The sequence below is a fragment of the Bacillus sp. FSL L8-0358 genome, assembly GCF_038593095.1.
GTDB classification, from domain to species: Bacteria; Bacillota; Bacilli; order Bacillales; family Bacillaceae; genus Bacillus; species Bacillus subtilis.
On the sequence record NZ_CP151962.1, the window covers coordinates 1,408,150 to 1,425,320 of the forward strand.

Consider the following 17,171-nt stretch of genomic DNA (forward strand, 5'->3'; position numbering starts at 1 on the left):
CTGAATTTAATTAGTTGTGCCATTTAATTGTGATTGTGCTTGCTGTACCAGCCGCTTTGTCATTTCTCCGCCTACAGAGCCGTTAGCGCGTGCGACTGTATCAGAACCAAGGTTCACACCGAATTCTTGAGCCACTTCGAGTTTAAATTGGTCTAGTGCCTGCTCCACCCCTGGAACAACGAGTTTATTTCTGCTCGCCATCTTTTTCATCTCCTTTTTCGATAAAGAAATTCTTAACGCATATTTAGTTTGAAATATACGGGGTTTATTTATGCTGGCAATTGTTGTGGAGAAAAATAAAACCCCGGCCTCTGAGCCGGGGTGACGCAGACTATAGAATGTCTGCTGTCATTTTATGTGCGGTTGCCTGAATATGGAATGTCAAAATGGAGAGGACTGTAATGGCGATAATCTGTCTGATTTTAAGCCATTGGCCGTCATTCAGTTCTTCAAAACGGTGACGGAGACGCTCTGTCTCCTGTTCGGCGATCTCCTGCAGATTTGATTCTTTCATAGAAGGAGTATCTTGGTGATGGATGGCATCAAGCACATATGCGCAGCTTTCATAATAAGCAATCGGGCTGATGACATCATCAGATCTGTCTGAGATTGTGTTAAAGGCCACTTTTAAAATAGCCCGTATGTGTTCAAAGTCATAAATGGATTTTAAATCACGTACAATTAAAAGAATAACTGCCTGTTCAACTGAGTATTTTTTGCCCAGCTCAGGGTGTCCGATCAGATCCTTGATATCACGCTTTACCCAGTTTTGAATCGCGGTTGACTTTAACGAAGTCAGCTCGCACAAGTTGCCAAGCTCTACGATTTCATTTGTAGAAAGACCGTATTCTTTTTTCTGTTTTTTTCGTTCATATCTTGTAAGAAATTCAGGAATTTCTAGATGATTGGCTGCTTTTTCTGCTGACATATTCGCTGATTGGACGAGAATGTCGAGCGGGCTATGTTCTCCTTGTCCTTTTAGGGAATAGAGCAGCCGCACCATATCGGTTCGAGAGAGTTTAAAAATGTTCATTGTTCACCTCGTTAAACAATTTGACGCGGATATAGGTCTATGTATAAATTCAAAGTTCAAGCGTCAGCAAATTACATTAACATCATACGTCGAATTCCTTGCATTTTCAAATGGATGTTTTATAATTTAAATATACGGGTTCTTTTGAACTTAAAATAACGGAGGTTGTTATGGCGAAAAGAATTTTTCTGTTTATTCTAACGAATATTTTGGTGCTTACAACAATCGGGATCGTTTTGTCTGTTTTAAGCTCTGTTACAGGAGTCGGGACGTACTTTACAGCTGATGGCGGTATCGATCCAATGGCGCTTCTTGTGTTCAGTTTAGTTGTTGGATTTGTCGGTTCCTTTACATCTCTTGCGATGTCCAGATGGATGGCAAAGACGATGATGGGCGTCAGAGTGCTGAATCCGAAAAAACACTCGCTCAGCTTTGAGGAACAGCAATTGGTTGATCGTGTTCACAGATTAAGCCGCTCTGCCGGTTTAACGAAAATGCCGGAAGTCGGGATTTACCGTTCACCTGAAGTAAACGCGTTTGCGACTGGACCGTCAAAACGCCGTTCACTTGTCGCAGTATCGTCAGGGCTGCTGGAGCAGATGGATGACGCGGCGGTTGAAGGTGTGCTTGCCCACGAGGTCGCGCATATCACAAATGGTGATATGGTAACAATGACGCTTTTACAAGGTATCGTTAATACTTTTGTCGTCTTTTTATCGCGTATCGCCGCTTGGATAGCAAGCCGTTTTGTCAAAGAAGATCTAGCGCCGATCGTTCATTTTATTGCAATGATTATTTTTCAGATTGTCTTTTCGATACTTGGCAGCCTGGTTGTGTTTGCGTATTCACGCCATCGTGAATTCCATGCTGACAGGGGAGGAGCGGATCTTGCCGGCAAGGATAAGATGATTCATGCGCTTCGGACGCTTAAAAGCTATTCTTCCCGGATTATGGAAGACGATCAGACAGCTGTCCAAACGTTAAAGATTAATGGCAAGAAGCGCTCTTCACTTTTCTCTACTCACCCTGATTTAGATGAGCGAATCAGACGGCTGGAAGCTAAATAATACAAACACATTGTTCCTCTGAGAGAATTCTCAGAGGTTTTTTATTTTATCCATTGACTAAAATCATAAAAAAATAAGCAAGTTAAGAAAATGTTTCGTAAAAGCCTTTAAAAATGGACCTAATATCTTTAGAATAATTACCGTACTTAAAAAGAGAGGCAGAAGGATTTTACATGAGATTAAAGTTTGGAAAATTGATACAGGCCTTGTCACCGGCCCAGCTGATCGCATTATATTATTTTCTTGCAGTTACTGTGGCCGTTATATTGCTGAGTTTGCCGGCGGCCCATAAACCGGGGGCGGATTGGACGTTTATTGATGCGCTTTTTACAGCTGTCAGTTCAGTCAGCGTAACGGGGCTGACGGTAGTTGATACAGCTGATACATTCAGCACAATAGGCATTTTTATATTAGCATTTGTTCTGCAATTTGGCGGAATCGGAATTATGACGCTCGGAACGTTCATTTGGCTGATCATGGGAAAACGAATCGGGCTGAAAGAACGGAAGCTGATTATGGTTGATCAAAACCAATCCCAGTTTTCAGGAATTGTCAATCTGATGAAGCAGGTACTGTTTCTGATCTTGTGGATTGAATTTTTTGGCGGGCTGATTCTCGGCACATATTTCTTAACCTACTATGACTCCTATCAGGAAGCCTATTTACACGGATTTTTTGCCAGTATCAGTGCAACGACAAACGGCGGATTTGATATTACCGGTAATTCGATGATTCCATTTCGCCACGATTACTTTGTGCAGTTTATTACAATGCTTTTAATTATATTTGGAGCGATTGGATTTCCCGTGCTTGTTGAAGTAAAGGATTTCCTGTTTTCAAAGCATCGGCGTTATCCATTTACGCTTTTTACAAAGATCACGACGATTACGTTCGGCTCACTTGTCTTGTTTGGAGCCATTGGCATCTTTGCCCTGGAAGCAAACCATGCGTTCGCAGGAAAATCATGGCATGATATTTTGTTTTTGTCCCTGTTTCAATCAACGGCAACCCGAAGCGGAGGGCTGGCAACAATCGATATCAGCCAATTATCAGATTCCACACTCTTTTTTATTTGTGCGCTGATGTTTATTGGAGCGTCGCCAAGCTCAGTCGGGGGAGGCATACGGACAACGACTTTTGCTTTGAACCTTCTTGCGCTGTTTCATTTTGCCCGCGGCAATAAGGCCGTAAAGGTATTCAAACGGGAGCTTCACCCTGCTGACTTGATGAAGTCGCTTGTTGTCACGATGATGGCGATCCTGCTCGTTTTTGGCGCGACGCTCATTCTGACCATTACAGAAAAACATTCCCTGCTGGAGCTTTTGTTTGAAGTGTGCTCGGCATTCGGTACAACCGGTCTGTCGCTTGGAATTACGGCAGATTTGAGCAGTGTTGGAAAATGTGTCATTATGATTGTCATGTTTATCGGGCGAATCGGCATCCTGACCTTCCTGTATCTGATCGGAAGAAAGGAAATTGAAGCGAATTATCACTATCCGAAGGAAAGAGTGATTATCGGATAGGCTAAACACCGCATACTTTGCGGTGTTTTTTGATTGCCAAAAAAAAGATGTGTGCCTCCTGTTCAGTTGGAGAACCTAACTTCGACAGGTGCAATTTACGCTCCTGTATCTTAAAATGTCTGAAAACTGGCGAGGAGGATTCGTATGAAGCGTAAAGCTGAAGTGAATGAAGCCATTAAAAATAACAATACACCTACCGAGAGCATGGACCCCAATTCATATAAGACACAATATCATGATGACCCCAATTTTAGAGGGGCAAACCGCAATTCCAAACAGGGCCAGCAGGGAGGCATGTAATTGTGAAGAAAAACCGTCATAGCAAAGACATGCAAAATCATAAAAAGCCTATGAATAAAAAGGTGCTGGAGGAAGAGTTCTCAAGTGAACTTGGGGATTACAATGCCGGAAAGATCATCGAAACGCTGGAAATCACCAAGCCTGAAAAGAAAAAAGAAAAAAACAAAAATAAAAAACAACAATAAAAAAGACCTCTTAGGCGGCGTCCGCCTAAGAGGTGCTTTTCTATTTTAAATAAGCATTTTTGCCCGTTCCTCTGACAAATTGCAATAAGCTGGTCATCCTCAGCTCAATGAAGGGCTGAGCGACTGTCTTAACAAAGTTGCTGGAGAGGACTGATGTCAGGGCTGCTGTTAAAAGCAAGAGGATCACTAAGCTTTGATAGTCAGTAAGCCAATCCTCAAGCCCGACCTGCCGTAATGTTTTAATAATAAACCCGTGAAGCAGATAAACGTAAAATGTCCGGGTTCCCCATCTGGTAAAGAAATACCGTTTTTGCGGAACAAGCGCTAAAAAGCTGAAGGTTGCCCCAAAGGCGAGTACATACCAGCCGATTCGGGATAGTCCGCTTACCAGGGTAACGTCTCCAAATGAAGAATACGGTTTTGAACCAAACAGAAAAGAATAGTCAAAATCAATGCCCCAGCAGATGATGAATACTGCGGCAAGCACTCCGAGCGCAATTTGTTTGCCGCGTTTTGATCTCAATAAATCAAAATGATGTTTATTTAAATAAAAACCGACAAGGAACATCGGTAAGAATACGAATGTCCGTGACAAGCTCAGCGTGCTGCTGACAAAGTCCAGATAACCGATCAGCACGGCGATTCCGCAGCTGACAAACAGCGCCCACTGCTTTGAAAGCTTTGAAAAAGGATATAGGAGCAGGTTCCAAAAGAATAAGCTTACAAGAAACCATAACGACCATTGCGGATCAATCGGGTTCACATTTGCCATGCTTTCATCTTGCATAATGTAATAAAAGACGGAATAAATGATTTGGAAAATCAAATACGGAATAATCAGCTTGACCGCCAGCTTTTTTACATATCCCGCCCGTTTAAAGCCTTTCGCGAAATAACCGGATACAAGAATAAATGCAGGCATATGGAATGTGTAAATGAACTTGTAGAGGTAGAGCATAAAATGATTATCATTAATAAAGGAACGAAGGATATGACCGAATACAACAAGGAATATCAATAAAAATTTTGCGTTATCGAAATAACTGTCCCGCGATTTACTCATAGCATCACCTTCTCTTTCATCAGTCACTAAGAGATTATTCCCTGCTGGTACATATTTTAAAATAAAAGATGAAAAAGGAATCTAAAAAAATGCTGATTGTTAGGTCGATGTAAAGTGACGGTAAGGATCGTAGAAAATGTCTTCGTAATGTAATGGCGCTGAAATTTTCTGAAATTTATAGGGCAAATGAAGGAAGTTCCCGCATTTTGTAGAAATATTGAGGGATAGGTTTTGAAGAAGGAGTGTACATGCATGGAAACTCTTGGTGTCCAGACAAACTCGGAGCTGCGAGAGGAACTGAATCGCCTCAAAGAAGAAAACGCGCGACTGAAAAAGGAATTGAATCAGCATCAAGTGATTGTCAACAATACGCTCGATGCTATTTTTATTTGTGATAACGAAATGCGGATTGTTCAGGCAAATGAAGCAACAGAAAGGATGCTTCAAGTTGACTCGGAAGATTTGAAAAAGCGTTCTGTTTTGGATTTTTTGTTTTCAATCCCAAAGGATGAACTGAATCTTTCCGTAAAGAAGTTTTTTAAAAAAGGCTTTCTGTGGAAGGAGGTTCCGATCAGGCTTGATTGCGGGGCAACAAAATACATAGAGTTTCTGGCCAAAAGAGGCATTGGTGAGGATTTCTTTTTTGTTGTCATGAGGGACATATCTTCTAAGAAGATTCTCGAGCGGGAATTCTCTATGAATGAACAGCTTTTTAAGGACTTGTTTGACAGAGCAGTTGACGGAATCGTCCTGTTTGATAAAGATGGCGGTTTTATTGATGCCAATTTGTCCTTTTGTAAAAGCTTTGAAATCAATCATAATGAGCTGTCTCATTTATCTTTGTATGAGTTCATAGACAACGGCTCACGAAAAGATTTCGACAATATCTGGAAGGCGCTCAACCGCAAGGGAAAAGCGAAGGGGGAGCTGCCTGTCAAGCTTCGTTCAGGAGTTCAAAAACTATTTGAATTCACGATTACATCAAACATCATCAGCGGTTTTTATATGTCCATTATGAGGGATATCACAGAGAAGCGGTCTATGGAGCTGCAGCTCTTTAAAAGTGAGGAGCGCTTCAGAGAAATCTTTGAAAATGCAATGGACGCCATCATCATCTGGTCGAATGACGGAAGAATCGTAAAAGCGAATCAATCAGCCTGTAAAATTTTTGAGCTGCCGATGAATTTGCTGTTGAAAAGAAAGCTGTGTGATTTTCTCGTTGACTCGCAGCAGAAATACAGCATAACGAAAAGGAAATACGCAAAATACGGAGAGATCAGAGAAGAGCTGCTGTTTCAAATGGGGAACGGGCAATTCAAAGAGCTTGAATTTACTTCAAAACGGACAATCCTTGAAAATCAGCATTTGACGATCTTAAGAAATGTAAGCGACAGAAAGCGGATGGAAAAGGAGCTTCGGGAAAGCGAGCTTAAATTCAGAAAAGTGTTCAACGGCTCAATGGACGGCAATGTATTGTTCGACAATCAATACAGGATCATCGACGCCAACCCGTTAGCAAGCCATATTTTGGGACTGTCACATGAAGAGATAAAACAGCACAGCCTGTTAGATATTATTTCTGCTTATGAAATAGAAAATCTGGCATCACCGGCAAGGCAGATTAATTTTGATGAAATGGACAACGAAATTCCATTTTTGCTGAGCAGCGGTGATAACAGAAAACTCGAATTCTCTTTTAAACGGAATATTATTCAAAATATGAACTTGGCTATCTTTAAAGACGTAACAGAGCGAAAAGAATTGGAGGAACGCCTGCGCAAATCAGATACCCTTCATGTTGTCGGCGAACTCGCAGCCGGCATTGCTCATGAAATCAGAAATCCGATGACTGCTCTTAAAGGCTTCATTCAGCTTCTGAAAGGGAGTGTCGAGGGAGACTACGCCCTTTACTTCAACGTGATCACCTCAGAACTAAAGCGCATCGAATCCATCATCACCGAATTCTTGATTTTAGCCAAGCCCCAGGCCATTATGTATGAGGAAAAACATGTTACCCAAATTATGAGGGACACGATAGACCTTCTAAATGCGCAAGCCAATCTCAGCAATGTACAAATGCAACTTGATTTAATTGACGACATTCCCCCGATTTACTGTGAACCGAATCAGCTGAAACAGGTTTTTATCAATATATTAAAAAACGCCATCGAAGTGATGCCTGACGGCGGAAATATTTTTGTAACGATAAAGGCATTGGATCCAGATCATGTTCTTATCTCCTTAAAAGACGAGGGAATCGGAATGACAGAAGATAAATTAAAGCGACTTGGTGAACCGTTTTATACGACAAAGGAACGGGGAACTGGACTTGGGCTTATGGTAAGCTATAAAATTATTGAAGAACATCAAGGCGAGATTATGGTGGAAAGTGAAGAAGGGAAGGGCACCGTTTTCCATATTACGCTTCCTGTCAGACAGAATGCTGAAGAAAGAAGGAATGATGAATGAACTACTATACGACAGCCGAAACGCCGCTCGGTGAACTTATCATTGCCGAAGAGGAGGGCCTGATCACTCGTCTATTTCTCAGTCAGGAAGATTGGGTGGATTGGAAAGAAACGGTTCAGAATACTGAGCACAAGGAAACACCTAATCTTGCAGAAGCGAAACAACAGCTTCAAGAATATTTCGCAGGCGAAAGAAAGACATTCTCCCTGCCGCTCAGCCAAAAGGGCACTCCTTTTCAGCAAAAAGTGTGGCAGGCGCTGGAGAGGATTCCATATGGTGAATCCCGAAGCTATGCGGATATTGCCGCTGCGGTCGGCAGTCCGAAAGCGGTGCGGGCTGTCGGACAGGCTAATAAACGTAACGACCTGCCGATTTTTATCCCGTGCCACAGAGTGATCGGCAAAAACAGTGCGTTAACAGGATACGCCGGAAGCAAAACCGAGATCAAAGCATTTTTGCTAAACATCGAGCGAATCTCCTATAAAGAAAAATAAAACATATGGCACGTTCCCTTTTTTTCACGGCCGACATATCATTTTATTAAGTTAAAAAAGTTGGTCTGATGAAAAAGGAGGACAAAGCAATTGAAGCCGAGCCGCTCTGAGAAACTTGCCGTTTTTGCCGAACTGTTTGTGAAACTGCATATCTTATCAAGCGCTCAAAAAGATGAAATCATCAATGTTAACAAAAAGAAACAAAAAAACCGCTGACTCGGCTCCAAATGAGCAAAGTCCAGCGGTTTTTTAATGCACCTTTTCTCCTCTAAACAGCTGTTCAATCTCTTCTTCATAGTTTCCGGTCATAATCCCTTTTTCTGTGATGATTCCTGAAATGAGATCATGAGGTGTAATGTCGAAAGCGGGATTAAAGACAGGCACATTGGATGGAGCGGTCCGAACTCCGGAAATCTGCCTGACTTCTTCGGGATCCCGTTCCTCTATCGGGATATCAGCGCCGCATTTGACCTTTGTATCAAATGTAGATAAAGGTGCGGCGACAAAAAACGGAATATCAAAGGCGTTTGCTAAAATAGCAAGACCGTATGTGCCGATTTTATTTGCCGTATCACCATTCTTTGCAATTCGGTCGGCTCCGACGATAACAGCGGAAATTTGTTTTTCCTTCATCGTATGGGCGGCCATGCTGTCTGTGATCAGAGTGACATCAATGCCCCCCTGCATCAGCTCCCAAGCAGTAAGGCGTGAACCTTGCAGGACAGGCCTTGTTTCACAGGCATAAATGTGCAATCCCAAATCTTTTTGTTTGGCCAAGTAAAACGGAGCTAGCGCCGTTCCATAGCGGCTTGTCGCGATTGAGCCGGCATTGCAGATTGTCATGATCCTGTCGCCTTTTTTGAAAAGCTGCAGGGCGTTTTGGCCGATCAACCGGCACGTTTCCTCATCCTCGACCTGAATCTGAATGGCTTCATGGACAAGGTTTGTTTTTGCTTCATTTACGGAAATCGCGTTTTCGACCGAATGACTCAGTCTCTCAAGCGCCCATGACAAATTAATGGCGGTAGGCCGTGAGCTGTTTAAATATTGTTTGATGTCTTCCAGTCTGCGGCGGAATTCCGTGACATTATCTGTTTCAATGTTTTTGGCAGCAAGCGCTAGTCCGAAGGCAGCCGTAATGCCGATCGCCGGAGCGCCCCTTACTTTGAGCGTGACAATCGCATCAAATACATCCTCTTTCGTCGTCAGCTCTAAATATTCCGTCTCATCAGGAAGCTTTTGCTGATTTAAAATGGTAATAGCTGTTTCTTTCCATTCAACAGAACGTGGAACAGCAAATGAATGGGTCATGAATGGATCATTCCTTTACAAGTAACTTAAATAATTCAATAACATCTGTTATCGTTTTGAATTCCGAACGTTTTTCGATAAAGGCTGTGCCGGTTTCGAGCGCCAGGCGTTTTCTGCCGATTCGTTTATCAAACGGCACGATCGTATCCAGGTCAGCTACATGGGCAAGGCCGATCGTGCGTCGTATCAGCTCACAGCCCGCAAATCCGATTGCTTCTTCAAAAATATGGCTGAGCGTATCAGTGAGGTAACCGTCGATGTTGGCGTAAACATCCAGACTGTCCTTCTGCCAGGCTTCACTAAACGTCTCTTCAAACGTTTCCCAGACCTGGTTGACATGTTCATATAACGGCTCTCTGTCAGCCCCGTCACGGCTGAGTGCGTTCAAAAATAAGTTGGCGATAAATTGCCCTACATCAAAGCCGATCGGTCCGTAAAAAGCAAACTCAGGATCAATCACCTTTGTTTCGTGTTCACTTGCGAAAATGCTTCCTGTATGCAAATCACCATGAATCAACGTTTCTGCAGACGTTAAAAATGACTTTTTCAGCTTAGCGGCTTCGATTTTAACGCTGTCATTATTCCAAAGCTTTTCGACAAAAGGACGGAGCTCTTCTTCAAAATCATTTGTGTCATGGTCGAAGAAAGGATCTGTAAAAACAAGTCTTTCCGTAATGTCGCATAGCTCTGGATTTGTAAACTGTTTAACAAGCTGTTTTTTCACCTTAGGTTCAAGCGCGTAATCTGATGAGTAGAAAAGTGTTTTTCCTAAAAATTCACCGATGTGCTGTGACAGATGAGGATAGTTTTCACCCTCAATGAGTCCTTTTCTTGCGATCTTGAGGTGAGAGAGATCCTCCATGACGGTAACCGCCATTTCCGTATCAGAATAAAACACTCTTGGAACCAGGTGAGGCACATGCTCGCCCTGACGGATGAGAGCGCTGCTTTCGATTCTTGCACGGTCGATTGTCAGCGGCCAGCTTTCTCCCACCACTTTTGCATACGGAACCGCCTGTTTAATGATCAATGCCCTGTCATGTTCTTGATCATAAATATGAAAAACGTAATTTAAGTTGCCGTCTCCGATCTCCTGGCATGTCAGCGTGCTTTTGCTTGGAAAAAGGCCAAGCTTCACCGCCAACGCCACAGCGGAGCTTTCATTTAACGTTTCGTATAAAGGTGTTTTTGTGACTCCCATCATCATAACCTCCAATTATGTAATCACTTAATATGTGGCCGTAAAAAAGCCTCCTTCTCAGAGAGAAGGAGGCTTAACATCTATGTCCGCCTCTCTTATCTCTCAGATCAGATCTGAATGGAATTAGCACCGTGCCTTAAGAGACTAGCGTCTCGGCGCGAAAAAGATGCGCCCCATTTCACAATGGAATTACGGTCGGTTGCTGTTGGGGTCAAAAGGCCAAATCCCTCGCCCAACTCTCGATAAGAGAATATATTCACTTGTTTGACAATTCTAATTTATCAGTTGATGAACATGGTAACAGGTAATTTAGTTAGTTGTCAATATATTTTTTAATATAAATCTTTTCTGATATCATCGAAAACAGGAATGCTCTCCCGAACTTCTGCGCTTTCTTGAAGGTCAATTTCCGCTCGGACTATGCCTTCTTCCCGGCCGCCTTCAGCAAGTACACGCCCCCATGGATCAATAATCAGACTATGACCTGCAAATTCATTATCCGGATTTGAACCGGTACAATTGCAGGCTGCGACAAAGCATTGGTTTTCAATGGCCCGCGCAATAAGCAGGCTTTTCCAATGATCAAGGCGGGGAAGAGGCCATTCCGCAGAAATAAACAGCACGTTGGCGCCTTTTGTCGTATGTTTTCTGATCCATTCCGGAAAACGGATATCGTAACAGATCAATCCTGAGCTTTTGACGCCGTCAAGCTCAAAGTATCCGTCTTCGGAACCGGCTGATAAATACAGATGCTCATCCATCAGCTGAAAAAGATGGGCTTTTCTGTACTCTTTAATGATTTGCCCTTCCTTATCCGCGATGTACATTGTATTATAAACATCAGAATTCTCCCTGACAGCGACCGATCCGGCGACAATATGAACACCATGTTTTTTTGCCGTTTTCTTCAGCCAGCTCTGAGCGGAGCGGCCGTCTTCGTCAGCGAGTTCATCAAGATTGGCCAGATCATATCCGGTCGTCCATAATTCAGGCAGAACAAGAACATCAGCATGTTTGCTTTCTTTTTCGATGAAAAATTCAGCTTTTTTTATATTTTCCGAAGGTTTTCCGTATGAAATATCAAATTGAAGACAAGATATCGTCCATTTCATCTTTTTAACACCCCAAATTTTTCTTTACTTTTTTCATTTAACCATATATGATGATGGACTATCATTTCAAGATTTTTTTAGAAGGTGAGAATAGATGAAATTTGAACAGTCTCATGTATTGAAGGAATTGCCTAAACAATTCTTCGCTTCTCTGGTGCAGAAAGTGAACCGAAAGCTCGCAGAAGGACATGACGTAATCAATCTAGGACAGGGAAATCCAGATCAGCCGACTCCTGAACATATTGTCGAGGAGATGAAACGAGCTGTTGCTGATCCTGAGAATCATAAATATTCGTCTTTTCGCGGCTCATACCGTCTGAAGTCAGCGGCTGCTGCATTTTACAAAAGAGAATACGGCATTGATCTGGATCCGGAAACCGAAGTCGCTGTATTATTCGGCGGAAAAGCCGGTCTAGTCGAGCTCCCGCAATGCTTGTTGAATCCCGGTGATACGATTTTGGTTCCCGATCCGGGTTATCCTGATTACTGGTCGGGTGTCACACTTGCAAAAGCGAAGATGGAAATGATGCCGCTCGTAAAGGACAGGGCGTTTCTCCCTGATTACAGCAGCATAGCCGCTGAAGCAAGGGAACAGGCGAAATTGATGTATTTAAATTATCCGAATAATCCGACCGGAGCTGTTGCTACTTCCGAGTTCTTTGAAGATACCGTGCGTTTTGCGACTGAAAACGGAATCTGCGTCGTTCACGATTTTGCTTACGGCGCTGTAGGATTTGACGGCTGCAAGCCTTTAAGCTTTTTGCAGACTGAAGGTGCGAAGGATATCGGAATTGAAATTTACACGCTGTCAAAAACGTATAACATGGCAGGATGGCGGGTTGGCTTTGCCGTCGGAAACGCTTCGGTCATTGAAGCGATCAATCTTTATCAAGACCATATGTTTGTCAGTCTTTTCAGAGCGACTCAGGAGGCTGCAGCAGAGGCACTGTTAGCCGATCAGACGTGTGTGGCAGAGCAAAATGCCAGATATGAGAGCAGGAGAAACGCTTGGATCACGGCATGCCGGGAAATCGGCTGGGATGTAACAGCTCCTGCAGGTTCTTTTTTTGCATGGCTGCCTGTGCCTGAAGGCTATACTTCTGAGCAGTTCTCAGATCTTTTGCTGGAAAAAGCGAATGTGGCGGTTGCGGCTGGAAACGGCTTCGGTAAATATGGCGAGGGCTACGTCAGAGTCGGACTTTTAACAAGTGAAGAAAGACTTAAGGAAGCCGCTTATCGAATTGGCAAACTGAACCTGTTTACCCAAAAAAGCATTGACAAGACCTTATAACGATGGGATAATTCAAAATAATTTATAAAATCTATATTTTCTTATCAAGAGCAGGCAGAGGGACGAGCCCGATGAAGCCCGGCAACCGACTTATAAAGCACGGTGCTAATTCTTGCAGCTAGCGGCTGAGAGATAAGATTCGGACGAGAAACGAAACCTCTTTAGACGCGATTGCAGTTTGAAGAGGTTTTTTGATATGGATGAAAATGAAAGGAGCTCTGGCATGAGTGAGTTATTAGCGACATATCTCCTGACCGAACCGGGAGCCGATACAGAGAAGAAAGCAGAACAAATCGCAACAGGATTGACAGTAGGCTCCTGGACTGATCTGCCCCTTGTAAAACAGGAGCAAATGCAAAAGCACAAGGGGCGGGTGATAAAAGTTGAGGAGAGAGAGGGAACTGCTGCATCAGAAAAACAAGCGGTCATCACAATTGCCTATCCTGAAATCAATTTCTCTCAGGATATTCCGGCTTTGCTGACAACAGTGTTTGGCAAGCTGTCGCTGGACGGAAAAATCAAATTAATCGATCTTCACTTCTCTGAAGCATTTAAGCGTGCACTGCCGGGACCGAAGTTTGGCGTATACGGCATTCGGAAGCTGCTGGGAGAGTTTGAGAGACCGCTGTTAATGAGCATATTTAAAGGCGTAATCGGAAGGGACCTGAGTGATATTAAAGAACAGCTCCGGCAGCAGGCGCTTGGCGGAGTTGACTTGATTAAAGACGATGAAATTTTCTTTGAGACAGGTCTAGCACCTTTTGAAACAAGAATTGCAGAAGGAAAACAAATATTGAAAGAAACGTATGAGCAGACCGGACATAAAACGCTGTATGCGGTGAATTTGACCGGACGTACGGCTGATCTGAAAGACAAAGCGAGACGCGCCGCCGAGCTGGGAGCGGATGCGCTTTTGTTTAATGTCTTCGCTTACGGCTTGGACGTTATGCAAGGCCTTGCGGAAGATCCTGAAATCCCAGTTCCGATTATGGCGCATCCAGCAGTCAGCGGGGCGTTTACGTCTTCTCCGTTTTACGGTTTTTCTCACGCTCTTTTACTCGGAAAATTAAACCGATATTGCGGTGCTGACTTCAGCCTCTTTCCGTCTTCATATGGTTCGGTTGCGCTTCCAAGAGCGGACGCACTGGCGATTCATGAAGAATGTGTGAGAGAGGATGCTTTTAACCAAACATTTGCGGTTCCGTCAGCAGGCATTCATCCCGGCATGGTTCCGCTATTAATGCGTGATTTCGGCATAGACCACATTATTAATGCCGGAGGAGGCGTACATGGACATCCGAACGGTGCCCAAGGCGGGGGGCGAGCCTTCAGAGCCATTATTGATGCAGTCCTAGAGGCCCAGCCGATTGATGAAAAAGCCGAACAATGCAAGGATCTTAAGCTTGCGCTAGATAAATGGGGAAAGGTTGAAGCCGTATGACGACTCGAAAACCTTTTATTATTTGTGATTTTGACGGAACCATCACGATGAACGACAACATTATAAATATCATGAAAACATTTGCTCCCCCAGAGTGGGTGGCATTAAAAGACGGCGTACTTTCCAAAACGCTGTCGATCAAGGAAGGTGTCGGGCAGATGTTCGGCCTTCTGCCCAGCCGTTTAAAAGAAGAGATTACAAGTTTTGTATTGGAAGATGCAAAAATCAGGGAAGGCTTTCGGGAATTTGTAGCATTTATCAATGAGCACGAGATTCCGTTTTATGTCATAAGCGGTGGAATGGACTTTTTTGTATATCCTTTGCTTGAAGGCATTGTGGAGAAAGACCGCATTTATTGCAACCATGCTTCATTTGACAATGACTATATCCATATTGACTGGCCTCATTCCTGCAAGGGCACATGCAGCAATCAATGCGGGTGCTGTAAGCCGTCGGTCATCCATGAACTTTCTGAACCGAATCAATATATCATCATGATCGGTGATTCGGTTACAGATGTGGAGGCAGCAAAGCTGTCTGACCTATGCTTTGCAAGGGATTATTTATTAAACGAATGCCGGGAGCAAAACCTCAATCATCTTCCGTATCAAGATTTTTATGAGATCAGAAAGGAAATTGAGAATGTAAAGGAGGTACAGGAATGGCTGCAAAACAAGAACGCTGGCGAGAGCTCGCTGAAGTAAAACGGGAATTGGCAGAGAGAGATTGGTTTCCGGCGACTAGCGGCAACCTGTCAATTAAGGTTACAGATGAGCCTTTAACATTTCTCGTCACTGCAAGCGGAAAAGATAAACGCAAAGAGACGGTTGAAGATTTTCTGCTGGTCGACCAAAACGGAGAGCCTGCTGAAAGCGGGCATTCTCTGAAACCGTCAGCAGAAACGCTTTTGCATACACATTTGTACAATAAAACCAATGCCGGATGCTGCCTGCATGTCCATACGGTAAACAATAATGTGATTTCAGAGTTATACGGAGACCAAAAGAAAATCACATTCAAAGGCCAGGAAATTATAAAAGCACTCGGCTTGTGGGAAGAGAACGCAGAAGTGACCATTCCGATTATAGAAAATCCGGCACATATCCCGACGCTTGCGGCACTGTTTGCGGAAGAGATTTCAGAAGATTCAGGAGCTGTTCTGATCCGAAATCATGGTATTACGGCTTGGGGGAGAACAGCATTTGAGGCAAAAAGAGTGCTTGAAGCGTATGAATTTTTGTTCAGCTACCATTTGAAATTGAAAACACTCCAGCATCAGCTGGTTAAATAAAAGGAGGAATTGAAATGGCTACAATTCAAATTCATGATGAGGCAAATACAACGATTGAAAATCAAGAGGAAGTAGCAAGCTTTCTGGACAGTCAAGAGGTTATTTATGAGCAATGGGATATCACGAAGCTTCCGGAACATCTTTCAGAGAAGTATGACCTGACAGAAGAAGAAAAACAGCAAATTCTTGATACCTTTGAAACTGAAATTAAAGATATCTCAACCCGCCGCGGCTATAAAGCACAGGATGTTATTTCATTGTCAGACAGCAATCCGAAACTTGATGAACTGCTTGAAAACTTTAAAAGAGAGCATCACCATACAGACGATGAGGTTCGTTTTATTGTAAGCGGACACGGTATTTTTGTCATTCAAGGCAAGGACGGCACGTTTTTTGATGTCCGTTTAAACCCTGGAGATTTAATCTCTGTGCCTGAGAATATCCGCCATTACTTCACGCTTCAGGAGGACCGCAAAGTTGTCGCGGTGAGAATTTTTGTCACAACTGAAGGCTGGGTTCCTATTTATGAAAAAGACAGCGTGAATCAATAAGCATGAGAAAGCCCCGTTCATCGAACGGGGCTTTTTATATTTATTGCAAACGCCACTTTTCATACTGTGACAGTTCTTTTTTAATCAGTGTCCAAATCAAACCTAAAACAGCTGCATCGTCAATGAACCCAAGACCGAGGATTACGTCTGGAATGATATCGAGCGGCATGACGATATACAGAATTGCGGCAGTTAACAGCAAAAGTGTTTTAGCCTGTGAACGAGGGTAGTCGCCATTTCGCCAATCGCGAAGCATCTGAAAAAAAGTAGTGATGTGCTGAATACATTTTTTTCGGTTTTTCCTTTTCAAAATTGCTTTTCCGCCTGCCGCTCCGAGCATAATTGCATTCTTTTTCTTCATTGGGCATACCTCCTGCCTGGCGGCGTGTTTAAGATATTCTTCACCTGGGTATTGTTCTTCTAATCCTATCAATATATCTATTATACCTGAAAAATTAACTTATTTAATGAAAATATGTTTACAAATAAAGTATAATCTGTAATAATGCACAATAACCCAATCAAACTTGTTTCCTATTTCTTAGCGGCGAGGGGTGAAGTGAATGGGCGGTTCTTCTGAACAAGAAAGATTGTTGGTGTCTATTGATGAAAAAAGAAAGTTAATGATAGATGCCGCTAGAAAGCAGGGATTTACAGGGCATGACACGATCAGGCACAGTCAGGAGCTGGATTGTTTAATAAATGAATATCACCAGCTTATGCAAGAAAACGAACATTCCCAAGGGATTCAAGGCCTTGTAAAGAAATTAGGCTTGTGGCCCCGCAGAGATGTTATGCCAGCATATGATGCAAATAAATAGCGGCCTATCAGATGCATA

General features: G+C 43.2%; 20 protein-coding genes and 2 riboswitches. Of the genes, 13 read left to right on the top strand and 7 right to left on the bottom strand.

Translation table 11 applies throughout. The annotated features are described in order from the left end of the window. Positions 1–6: 6 nt before the first annotated feature. Positions 7–201, bottom strand: a complete 195-nt coding sequence (sspD, locus tag NYE49_RS07380) for an acid-soluble spore protein SspD (RefSeq protein ID WP_342410983.1) — start codon at positions 199–201, stop codon at positions 7–9. 130 nt (positions 202–331) lie between these two features. Further along, positions 332–1,033: a transcriptional regulator HtpK gene (gene htpK, locus NYE49_RS07385; protein ID WP_021479421.1), complete on the bottom strand. Its 702-nt coding sequence runs from the start codon at positions 1,031–1,033 to the stop codon at positions 332–334. A 170-nt stretch (positions 1,034–1,203) separates the two neighbouring features. On the opposite strand from htpK, the gene htpX reads away from it, so the two are divergent. The 4 genes from htpX to NYE49_RS07405 all read left to right on the top strand — a co-directional run bounded on the left by htpX (position 1,204) and on the right by NYE49_RS07405 (position 4,108). Further along, positions 1,204–2,100 (top strand): protease HtpX, encoded by an 897-nt coding sequence (gene htpX, locus NYE49_RS07390; protein WP_047182530.1) that lies wholly within the window; start codon positions 1,204–1,206, stop codon positions 2,098–2,100. A gap of 173 nt (positions 2,101–2,273) precedes the next feature. Continuing rightward, the gene (gene ktrD / locus NYE49_RS07395) at positions 2,274–3,623 is read left to right on the top strand and encodes a Ktr system potassium transporter KtrD (protein ID WP_003244672.1); all 1,350 of its coding nucleotides are present in this window, start codon (positions 2,274–2,276) and stop codon (positions 3,621–3,623) included. Positions 3,624–3,767: 144 nt separating this feature from the next. Beyond that, entirely contained in the window at positions 3,768–3,923 is a 156-nt protein-coding gene (locus NYE49_RS07400) for a hypothetical protein (protein WP_003232510.1), read from the top strand. Between the two features lie 2 nt (positions 3,924–3,925). Then, on the top strand, positions 3,926–4,108 hold the full coding sequence (locus NYE49_RS07405; RefSeq protein ID WP_047182531.1) for a hypothetical protein: 183 nt from the start codon (positions 3,926–3,928) through the stop codon (positions 4,106–4,108). Between the two features lie 40 nt (positions 4,109–4,148). Here NYE49_RS07405 and NYE49_RS07410 read toward each other — a convergent pair whose 3' ends face one another. Beyond that, positions 4,149–5,171 (bottom strand): acyltransferase family protein, encoded by a 1,023-nt coding sequence (locus NYE49_RS07410; RefSeq protein ID WP_015483159.1) that lies wholly within the window; start codon positions 5,169–5,171, stop codon positions 4,149–4,151. Positions 5,172–5,423: 252 nt separating this feature from the next. On the opposite strand from NYE49_RS07410, the gene kinE reads away from it, so the two are divergent. The 3 genes from kinE (at position 5,424) to NYE49_RS07425 (ending at position 8,350) form a co-directional block, all read left to right on the top strand. Then, positions 5,424–7,640 carry a sporulation two-component system sensor histidine kinase KinE gene (gene kinE / locus NYE49_RS07415; RefSeq protein ID WP_047182532.1) on the top strand — a complete coding sequence of 739 codons (2,217 nt, stop codon included), beginning with the start codon at positions 5,424–5,426 and terminating at the stop codon, positions 7,638–7,640. Further along, complete coding sequence (gene ogt / locus NYE49_RS07420; RefSeq protein WP_015383502.1) at positions 7,637–8,134, top strand: methylated-DNA--protein-cysteine methyltransferase; 498 nt, start codon at positions 7,637–7,639, stop codon at positions 8,132–8,134. Before kinE ends, ogt begins: the two co-directional genes overlap by 4 nt. Before the next feature lie 90 nt (positions 8,135–8,224). Further along, entirely contained in the window at positions 8,225–8,350 is a 126-nt protein-coding gene (locus tag NYE49_RS07425) for a hypothetical protein (protein WP_003232500.1), read from the top strand. 33 nt (positions 8,351–8,383) lie between these two features. Here NYE49_RS07425 and mtnA read toward each other — a convergent pair whose 3' ends face one another. The 3 genes from mtnA to NYE49_RS07440 form a co-directional block, all read right to left on the bottom strand. Then, a complete protein-coding gene (gene mtnA / locus NYE49_RS07430) occupies positions 8,384–9,445 on the bottom strand; it encodes an S-methyl-5-thioribose-1-phosphate isomerase (RefSeq protein ID WP_021479417.1) in 1,062 nt (353 codons plus the stop codon). Positions 9,446–9,452: 7 nt separating this feature from the next. Further along, positions 9,453–10,646, bottom strand: a complete 1,194-nt coding sequence (gene mtnK, locus NYE49_RS07435) for an S-methyl-5-thioribose kinase (RefSeq protein WP_003244973.1) — start codon at positions 10,644–10,646, stop codon at positions 9,453–9,455. Positions 10,647–10,738: 92 nt separating this feature from the next. Beyond that, positions 10,739–10,895: riboswitch (SAM riboswitch) on the bottom strand. Positions 10,896–10,978: 83 nt separating this feature from the next. Next, entirely contained in the window at positions 10,979–11,758 is a 780-nt protein-coding gene (locus tag NYE49_RS07440; RefSeq protein ID WP_047182533.1) for a carbon-nitrogen family hydrolase, read from the bottom strand. Between the two features lie 94 nt (positions 11,759–11,852). On the opposite strand from NYE49_RS07440, the gene mtnE reads away from it, so the two are divergent. From mtnE to mtnD, 5 genes are all read left to right on the top strand, one after another. Next, positions 11,853–13,049, top strand: coding sequence for a methionine-glutamine aminotransferase (mtnE, locus tag NYE49_RS07445; protein ID WP_015383505.1), 1,197 nt, complete (start codon positions 11,853–11,855; stop codon positions 13,047–13,049). Between the two features lie 38 nt (positions 13,050–13,087). Continuing rightward, positions 13,088–13,188: riboswitch (SAM riboswitch) on the top strand. A gap of 84 nt (positions 13,189–13,272) precedes the next feature. Continuing rightward, complete coding sequence (gene mtnW, locus NYE49_RS07450; RefSeq protein ID WP_342410984.1) at positions 13,273–14,490, top strand: 2,3-diketo-5-methylthiopentyl-1-phosphate enolase; 1,218 nt, start codon at positions 13,273–13,275, stop codon at positions 14,488–14,490. Next, complete coding sequence (mtnX, locus tag NYE49_RS07455; RefSeq protein ID WP_015383507.1) at positions 14,487–15,194, top strand: 2-hydroxy-3-keto-5-methylthiopentenyl-1-phosphate phosphatase; 708 nt, start codon at positions 14,487–14,489, stop codon at positions 15,192–15,194. The genes mtnW and mtnX overlap by 4 nt, the downstream gene beginning before the upstream one ends. After that, on the top strand, positions 15,152–15,781 hold the full coding sequence (locus NYE49_RS07460) for a methylthioribulose 1-phosphate dehydratase (RefSeq protein WP_015483162.1): 630 nt from the start codon (positions 15,152–15,154) through the stop codon (positions 15,779–15,781). Before mtnX ends, NYE49_RS07460 begins: the two co-directional genes overlap by 43 nt. 14 nt (positions 15,782–15,795) lie before the next feature. After that, positions 15,796–16,332 (top strand): acireductone dioxygenase, encoded by a 537-nt coding sequence (mtnD, locus tag NYE49_RS07465; RefSeq protein ID WP_015383508.1) that lies wholly within the window; start codon positions 15,796–15,798, stop codon positions 16,330–16,332. A gap of 40 nt (positions 16,333–16,372) precedes the next feature. On the opposite strand, the gene NYE49_RS07470 is transcribed toward mtnD, so the two are convergent. Continuing rightward, a complete protein-coding gene (locus NYE49_RS07470; RefSeq protein ID WP_015483163.1) occupies positions 16,373–16,693 on the bottom strand; it encodes a YkvA family protein in 321 nt (106 codons plus the stop codon). A gap of 202 nt (positions 16,694–16,895) precedes the next feature. Between NYE49_RS07470 and spo0E the strand changes: the two genes are divergently transcribed. Next, the gene (gene spo0E / locus NYE49_RS07475) at positions 16,896–17,153 is read left to right on the top strand and encodes an aspartyl-phosphate phosphatase Spo0E (protein ID WP_003218598.1); all 258 of its coding nucleotides are present in this window, start codon (positions 16,896–16,898) and stop codon (positions 17,151–17,153) included. Positions 17,154–17,171: the final 18 nt, after the last annotated feature.

Bases quoted from the DNA above. Each gene is read 5' to 3' on its own strand.
- NYE49_RS07460 (WP_015483162.1), top strand. From the start codon at position 15,152: ATGGCTGCAAAACAAGAACGCTGGCGAGAGCTCGCTGAAGTAAAACGG.
- ogt (WP_015383502.1), top strand. From the start codon at position 7,637: ATGAACTACTATACGACAGCCGAAACGCCGCTCGGTGAACTTATCATT.
- mtnX (WP_015383507.1), top strand. From the start codon at position 14,487: ATGACGACTCGAAAACCTTTTATTATTTGTGATTTTGACGGAACCATC.
- htpX (WP_047182530.1), top strand. From the start codon at position 1,204: ATGGCGAAAAGAATTTTTCTGTTTATTCTAACGAATATTTTGGTGCTT.
- spo0E (WP_003218598.1), top strand. From the start codon at position 16,896: ATGGGCGGTTCTTCTGAACAAGAAAGATTGTTGGTGTCTATTGATGAA.
- ktrD (WP_003244672.1), top strand. From the start codon at position 2,274: ATGAGATTAAAGTTTGGAAAATTGATACAGGCCTTGTCACCGGCCCAG.
- mtnW (WP_342410984.1), top strand. From the start codon at position 13,273: ATGAGTGAGTTATTAGCGACATATCTCCTGACCGAACCGGGAGCCGAT.
- mtnK (WP_003244973.1), bottom strand. From the start codon at position 10,646: ATGGGAGTCACAAAAACACCTTTATACGAAACGTTAAATGAAAGCTCC.
- mtnD (WP_015383508.1), top strand. From the start codon at position 15,796: ATGGCTACAATTCAAATTCATGATGAGGCAAATACAACGATTGAAAAT.
- NYE49_RS07440 (WP_047182533.1), bottom strand. From the start codon at position 11,758: ATGAAATGGACGATATCTTGTCTTCAATTTGATATTTCATACGGAAAA.
- sspD (WP_342410983.1), bottom strand. From the start codon at position 201: ATGGCGAGCAGAAATAAACTCGTTGTTCCAGGGGTGGAGCAGGCACTA.
- kinE (WP_047182532.1), top strand. From the start codon at position 5,424: ATGGAAACTCTTGGTGTCCAGACAAACTCGGAGCTGCGAGAGGAACTG.
- NYE49_RS07400 (WP_003232510.1), top strand. From the start codon at position 3,768: ATGAAGCGTAAAGCTGAAGTGAATGAAGCCATTAAAAATAACAATACA.
- mtnA (WP_021479417.1), bottom strand. From the start codon at position 9,445: ATGACCCATTCATTTGCTGTTCCACGTTCTGTTGAATGGAAAGAAACA.
- NYE49_RS07470 (WP_015483163.1), bottom strand. From the start codon at position 16,693: ATGAAGAAAAAGAATGCAATTATGCTCGGAGCGGCAGGCGGAAAAGCA.
- NYE49_RS07410 (WP_015483159.1), bottom strand. From the start codon at position 5,171: ATGAGTAAATCGCGGGACAGTTATTTCGATAACGCAAAATTTTTATTG.
- mtnE (WP_015383505.1), top strand. From the start codon at position 11,853: ATGAAATTTGAACAGTCTCATGTATTGAAGGAATTGCCTAAACAATTC.
- htpK (WP_021479421.1), bottom strand. From the start codon at position 1,033: ATGAACATTTTTAAACTCTCTCGAACCGATATGGTGCGGCTGCTCTAT.